This window comes from Colwellia sp. E2M01 (genome assembly GCF_018860585.1).
GTDB lineage: Bacteria > Pseudomonadota > Gammaproteobacteria > Enterobacterales > Alteromonadaceae > Colwellia.
Genome location: NZ_JAHKPR010000017.1, coordinates 12,905 through 18,826, shown reverse-complemented (window position 1 = coordinate 18,826; position 5,922 = coordinate 12,905). Strand labels below are relative to the sequence as shown.

The 5,922-nt window shown below is 35.8% G+C and carries 5 protein-coding genes; all 5 read left to right on the top strand.

Annotated features, from left to right (window positions below; translation table 11 throughout):
• Positions 1-666 precede the first annotated feature (666 nt).
• The 5 genes from KO502_RS03340 (at position 667) to fnr (ending at position 5,696) form a co-directional block, all read left to right on the top strand.
• Positions 667-1,161: a FixH family protein gene (locus KO502_RS03340; RefSeq protein ID WP_216021146.1), complete on the top strand. Its 495-nt coding sequence runs from the start codon at positions 667-669 to the stop codon at positions 1,159-1,161.
• Between the two features lie 117 nt (positions 1,162-1,278).
• Positions 1,279-3,747, top strand: coding sequence for a heavy metal translocating P-type ATPase (locus KO502_RS03335; RefSeq protein WP_216021145.1), 2,469 nt, complete (start codon positions 1,279-1,281; stop codon positions 3,745-3,747).
• A gap of 102 nt (positions 3,748-3,849) precedes the next feature.
• Entirely contained in the window at positions 3,850-4,074 is a 225-nt protein-coding gene (ccoS, locus tag KO502_RS03330; RefSeq protein WP_216021144.1) for a cbb3-type cytochrome oxidase assembly protein CcoS, read from the top strand.
• A 3-nt stretch (positions 4,075-4,077) separates the two neighbouring features.
• Positions 4,078-4,893, top strand: coding sequence for a sulfite exporter TauE/SafE family protein (locus tag KO502_RS03325; protein WP_216021143.1), 816 nt, complete (start codon positions 4,078-4,080; stop codon positions 4,891-4,893).
• An 83-nt stretch (positions 4,894-4,976) separates the two neighbouring features.
• Entirely contained in the window at positions 4,977-5,696 is a 720-nt protein-coding gene (gene fnr, locus KO502_RS03320) for a fumarate/nitrate reduction transcriptional regulator Fnr (protein ID WP_216021142.1), read from the top strand.
• The last annotated feature ends 226 nt before the right edge of the window (positions 5,697-5,922 follow it).

Sequence of the window (5,922 nt, the reverse complement as noted above, 5' to 3'; positions counted from 1 at the left end):
AGGATTTAAGTATTTTAACTAGTACAGGTGATCAGTAATTTAACGGACTTGGTATTATACTTATTTGTAATCGCCGAATTTCAATATAGCACTTACAATATCACTAGTATTACATTTTCTAATTAATACCTAATCATAAAACCACCTTGTTAATTCTATTGGTAATTTTAGGTTCTTAACTAGCAATAAAAGTACATTGATGTATTGATTACTTCAAACTCATAATATTAAAAGACCTATAGCATTTGCTATAGGTCTTTTTTATACACTAATAATGCATGTTCACAGATAGTTGTGACGCTCAACTCAATTTAGAGGTTTGTTGAGGTACTTTTTAGCCATTTTATCTCATATTCTGCTGATGAAATGATTCACATGTATATCGTACACTCTCCCCCCGAATGGAATATAACATTGTTATTGGGCTGTCGTTTGAATCGTAAGCCCTGTGATAATTTCACTTTTAGGCTTACCAAAGAACATACATCCATAATAACAGCGAAGTACAACCAGCCTTTACCTTTAAAGCTTTTGTTATTCAAACTTAATGTAATATTGTTACATGATTTATGACAACAATATTGCTTTTACCTAGTTCAAAACTGGCTGATAATAAATATAAAAGGTATAATCCCAAACAATATTTTACTATCAAAAAGTTATTTCATGAAAGATTCTTGGTACCGCGAGCCTTGGGCTTGGTTGGTTTTTATTCTACCCTTTACCGCTGTTGTCGCCGGTATAACAACTTATATTATTGCCAATACTAATCCCGACACCTTAGTTGTTGGTGATTATTATAAAAAAGGCAAGGCTATTAACTTAGAAGTTAATAAAGTAAAAACTGCACAAAAGTTAGGTATGCGCTTCGACCTTCAGTTAACGGACAATAAATTATTAATAAAGCCAACAGGGATTGAAAAAAAATTCCCACTACTTAACGTAAACTTTTTTCACCCTACCCTTGAAGATCACGATTTTTATTTAGCGTTAACTCCTGATGGCAATGGCCACTTCAGACATCAGTTTGATCATGAGATTAGCGGTAAATGGAAAGTCACCATAAGCTCTTTTGAAGGAAACTGGAAAATACAAGATACTATCGGGTTACCACAATCAGGCTTTATTGCATTTATTCCTGATCCGATAAAAGCTCAATAAGTGTTAAACAAATGTTTATTCTGCTACATCAACACTGCAACTATTAACCTCTAAAGCTTTATTTCACCCAACTAGTGAACATCATTTGGGTGAAATAAATTGATAAGTATACAATCAATGACCCGTCAATGTTTTCACTGTAATGAAGCTATTCCAACTGGCATTAACCTTTCAGTTGAAATAAATAATACGCAACAACCTATGTGCTGTATTGGTTGCCAAGCTGTGGCTCAAACCATTGTCGATAATGGCTTAACACAATATTATACGGTGCGAACCGAGCCTGCCCATAAAGGACAAGCGCTAGTCCCTGAGCAGTTACAGAAAAATAAATTACTTGATGAAGCTGTTTTACAAAGTGAGTTTATTTTCCACAGTAGTAAAAGCGATGGTAAAAGTAATGAGTTTAAAGAAGCTATTTTAACCGTTGATGGTATCAGTTGTGCGGCTTGTGCCTGGCTTATTGAAATGCAGTTAGACAAACTGCCTGGTTTAACCAATATCAATGTAAACGCAACTAGCCAAAGAGCCACAGTAAAGTGGCAAGATGACCAAGTAAAGCTCAGTGATATTTTACTTGCGATAGAGAACATCGGTTATCAAGCTATGCCTTTCAAGGCAAATGATGCTGAGATAAGTAATAAAAAACAAAGTAAAGCCTTTATTAAACGCTTAGGTATTAGTGGCATCTTAATGATGCAAGTGATGATGATTGCTTTTGGTCTTTATTTTGGTGCTTTTTCCGATATGACTGAGCACAATACTATTTATCTTCGTTGGGTTAGTTTTATATTATCAACCCCCATAATAGTTTACGGCGCTTTTCCTTTTTATACGGGAGCTATAAAAGCAATAAGAGCTAAACGTTTATCTATGGATGTACCTGTCTCTATTGCAATTATTTTAGCGTTTAGCGCAAGTGCTTGGGCAACAATAACCCAGCAAGGCGAAGTATATTTTGAATCTGTTTCGATGTTTACTTTCTTATTACTTATCGGTAAGTTTTTAGAATTTAGAGCACGTTCACGAGCGGCACAAGTATCTGCTAACTTGTTAAAATTGATGCCGTTAACAGCTGTTAAATTAATATCAGCTGATGATATTAACAATTCAGAGCAATTAGTCGCTGCCAAAAACTTAGCCAAAGGTGATTTGGTGTTAGTCAAACCGGGTGAGGTTGTCCCTGCTGATGGCATCATTATTTCAGGTATAAGCCAATTAAACGAAGCTATGCTCTCTGGCGAGCAACTACCTATTAGTAAAACAGTTAACGACAAAGTTTTCGCTGGTACTATTAACGGTGACGGCAATATTACAGTAGAAGTAAAACAAACTTCTACTCAATCTTTTTTAAGTCAGCTCATTCGTTTAAGCGAGCAATCGCAAGCTCATAAACCGAAAATAGCTAAATTATCAGATAAAATAGCACAATATTTTGTTGCCCTTATTTTACTAACTTCTATTGCTACTGCTATTTATTGGCAACAGCATCTGCCTGAAGAAGCTTTTTGGATTACCCTTTCGGTATTAGTAGCAACCTGCCCTTGTGCACTTTCTTTAGCTACACCAACAGGTTTAACCTGTGCAACCACGCGCTTAAATAAAGCGGGGATCATGATCAAAGGTGGTCATGTAATGGAAACAATGCCAAAAGTTGACTGTTTTGCTTTTGATAAAACAGGAACATTAACCACTGGCGAGTTCACCATAAACAATATTAGTCTATTCACCGATAACCCGCTTTATACAAGAGAGAAAACATTAGCAATAGCCGCCGCATTAGAAGCTCATTCAGAACACCCTATTGCTAAACCGTTCACCGAGTATAGAGATTTCTCATTAGACGCTGACAATGTACAAGTTCATTCAGGACAAGGTGTAAGTGGTGTTATTAATAATATTGACTATGCCATAGGTAAATATGCGTGGATACAATCGCTCAATTTAGCCGGTAGCCACAACATTAATACAACAGCACTTAAACAAACAGATAGTAATATAGAAAGTTCCACCTGTGTATTAATGGCTAATAATCAAGTTATTGCCGCCTTTTACCTTGTTGATAAACTACGTGAAGATACTTTTGATACGCTGCGAGCGCTAAATAAACACAGCGAAACTCACTTACTTTCTGGTGATAACCAAACGGCTTGCAATGCCATAGCACGAACTTTACCTATCAAAAATGCGTTAGGTGGTCTTAGTGCAAAAGATAAAATGCAGCAAATAAAAGCAGCACAAGCACAAGGCTTAACTGTTGCGATGACTGGAGATGGCGTAAATGATTCGCCTGTCTTTGGTGCGGCACATATATCGATTGCAATGGGTTGTGGTGCAGATATCACCAAAAGTGGTGCTGATGTGATATTACTTAACAATAAGCTAAGTAGTATCAATACGTTAATCACTGTATCACACAAAACTAAACGCATAATACAGCAAAATTACTTATGGGCTTTTGGTTATAATGCTATTGTGTTGCCTTTAGCGGTAATGGGTTATATTACCCCTTATATGGCGGTTATTGGTATGTCAGCTAGCTCGATTTTAGTGATTACTAACTCTTTACGATTACTTAAAAAGTAAGTAGCAAGAACAAGTTAGTCACTAATAAAAATAAGAGAACACCCTATTTAATTATCTCAATATTTATGAAAAATGTATTATTAAGTTAACCGTGAGAGAAATATGAGCATTATTTACATTTTAATTCCAATCGCAGCATTATTAACTGCGTTAGGTATTTATTTATTTTTTTGGGCAGTGAAAACAGAGCAATTTGATGATCTTGAAAAACAAGGTATGAGTATTCTTTTTGATGATAAAAAAGATAAAAACACTAAGCCTGAACAAGAACAAGAACAAAAGACTACAACGCCCCAAAGTAGCACACCTTCAAACGAGCTAAAATAAGTAATGAGCATCGATTTGTTTTCTGCTTTTCTTATTGGCCTGCTAGGCTCAGGACATTGTTTAGTGATGTGCGGCGGTATAACCACCATACTCACTTCTGCACTTAATAAACCAGTCAGTGCAGCGAAAGAAGGTAAATCAACCACGAATAAAAACGACGCAATAGCAATTAAAGTTATATCAACAGAAGCAAGCACACAAGCCTCTTCTGATGCGACCACGGCAAATGAACCAGTAATAACACATAGCCGTTGTAATCATCAAATTACTCGCCTAGCACTTATTTTATTTTATCATATTGGCCGTATTGGCAGTTATGCTTTCATTGGCGCTATTGTCGGCTTTACCGGTTCAATTGCAGCTAAAAACATCGGTTTACCTATTGCCGGCTTACGTCTAGTTGCTGCCATTTTTGTTATTCTGTTAGGCTTATATATTGGCCAATGGCTGTTATGGTTAAATAGAATTGAAGCTTTAGGTAAAGGCTTGTGGAGAAAACTATCACCACTGGCCAAGCACGTATTACCCGTGGATAATCGTAGAAAAGCATTAGGGCTAGGAGCCTTATGGGGCTGGCTTCCTTGTGGTTTAGTTTACTCTACGTTAACTTGGGCACTTGCTAGTGGCAGTAGCATAACAGGCGCAGCAATTATGCTTTGTTTTGGTTTAGGTACGCTACCTGCTTTAATAGCCCTTTCATTTGGCATAAGTCATGTAAATACTTTACTTAATAGTACTATCTTTAGGAAGTTAATGGCTTTGTCACTTATTGCGTATGGCATATACAGTTTTATAGTTGCATATCAAATGCTGTTCTAATACCATCTATAAAAATGAATAAAGTCACTTGGCTGTACTAACCATAGAGTTAAACAGTAGAGTTAATCAGTAGAGTAAATAAAATGCCGAATAAGAGCTGTCCTTCTACACAACATATCAATTGTCAAAACTGTAGTATTAGTGAACTATGTTTACCCTTTTCTTTAAACGATCAAGAGTTGAGCTCTCTTGATGATATTATCGATCGTAAACGTCCTATTCATAAAGGCGATAAAATTTTTCATGACGGTCAAGAAATGCATGCTTTGTATGCTATACGTTCTGGCACATTTAAAACCTTTACCGTAAACGAACAAGGTGAAGAGCAAATTACCGGATTTCATCTAGCAGGTGATTTACTTGGCTTTGATGCCATTGCTGATAGCTCTCACCCAAGCTTTGCACAAGCACTTGAAACATCAATGGTTTGTGAAATTCCTTATACAAATTTAGATGAGTTATCTAATACTATGCCGAAGCTTAAAAAGCAGGTATTACGATTAATGAGTCATGAAATAAAAACTGATCAAGAAATGCTAACCTTACTCAACCGTAAAAATGCAGAGCAACGAGTAGCCACCTTTATTGTTAGTTTAAGTGAGCGTTACCATGCTCGTGGTTTGTCAGCAAGTGAGTTTCGTTTAACCATGACACGTAGTGATATTGGTAATTATATTGGCTTAACAGTTGAAACCATAAGTCGTTTACTTAATCGTTTCCATAAAAGTGGCTTAATTAACGTAGACGGTAAATTAATTTCAATTATTGATTTAGACAAACTATGTGAAACCGCTGCGTTATAGACAATACTCAAGGTAGCATTAAATATAATACACGACTTCTTTTCGTTATCTTTCATAGATACCCCCTTCGCACAGACACTTCAAAAGCAACTTTATTTAAGTGACATAGACTTAAATAAAGTTGATTTAAAATAAGCATTAATCAACCATATTTGCTATATATAGTATTATACCAATCTGATTAAATTTATTCCTAACTCAGAGCTGTGTTCGATGTGCAATAACA

What these genes read in the sequence shown, in the direction of transcription:
- KO502_RS03340 (WP_216021146.1), top strand. Translation starts at nt 667, where the DNA reads ATGAAAGATTCTTGGTACCGCGAGCCTTGGGCTTGGTTGGTTTTTATT.
- KO502_RS03335 (WP_216021145.1), top strand. Translation starts at nt 1,279, where the DNA reads ATGACCCGTCAATGTTTTCACTGTAATGAAGCTATTCCAACTGGCATT.
- ccoS (WP_216021144.1), top strand. Translation starts at nt 3,850, where the DNA reads ATGAGCATTATTTACATTTTAATTCCAATCGCAGCATTATTAACTGCG.
- KO502_RS03325 (WP_216021143.1), top strand. Translation starts at nt 4,078, where the DNA reads ATGAGCATCGATTTGTTTTCTGCTTTTCTTATTGGCCTGCTAGGCTCA.
- fnr (WP_216021142.1), top strand. Translation starts at nt 4,977, where the DNA reads ATGCCGAATAAGAGCTGTCCTTCTACACAACATATCAATTGTCAAAAC.